The sequence below is a fragment of the Nocardia sp. bgisy118 genome (assembly GCF_057708605.1).
This window is the reverse complement of the sequence record NZ_JBYISM010000090.1, coordinates 1-658: the sequence shown is the minus strand read 5'-3', so window position 1 is coordinate 658 and position 658 is coordinate 1. Positions and strand designations below refer to the sequence as shown.

Genomic DNA, 658 nt, shown 5'->3' with positions numbered 1-658 from the left:
CAACGCCAAGGTCGACACCTTGCGTGACGCCGCGACCGGGTGGAGTTGGTGCGCCGAGCAGCTGAACACGCATCTGAACTTCCAACCCGCCCGCGATGCGGTCAGTGGTCAGCAGACCCCGGAAGCCCAGCAGATCCTCGACCAGATCACCCTGCTGGAGAACCAGGCCAAAACCCTGTCGGCGCAGTTCATGACGCTGGCGCACGGGTTGGCTGGCTACGCCCAAGCTGTCGAGGACACCCGCAGCACCATCCTGCACGAACTCGGTGAGTTCGCGGCACTGTTCGTCGCCGTCGAAGGCGTCTCATGGGTGTTGGGCACCGGCACCGGCGGTCTATCGGTACTGGGTGGCAACGGCGCTCTGGCCGCGCGCGCGGCGGTGGTCGGCGGCCGGATCGCGAACGCATGCCGCGGCCTGGTCGTCACCGCCCAGGCCACCGGCCTACCGGTGATCGCGGCCACGGGCGCGTTCGTGCGGTCGGTCCAGGAGCTGACCCCGCTGATCACCTCGCAGGTCAGTCTGCTCACCGCCCAATCAGCGGGCCTGGTGAATCCGCTGACGCTCGACGATCTGCGGTTGCTCTCGCGCACGCGACCGTATCTGCGGGTGACCACGACGCGGCCGGTCCAAGCAGCCGCGCCGAAGACGACCGTGAAT

At 68.1% G+C, this 658-nt stretch carries 1 pseudogene; it reads left to right on the top strand.

Annotated elements, in window-relative coordinates:
* Positions 1 to 19 precede the first annotated feature (19 nt).
* A pseudogene (locus tag AC3EO7_RS37850) lies at positions 20 to 658 on the top strand (hypothetical protein); the annotation flags it as partial.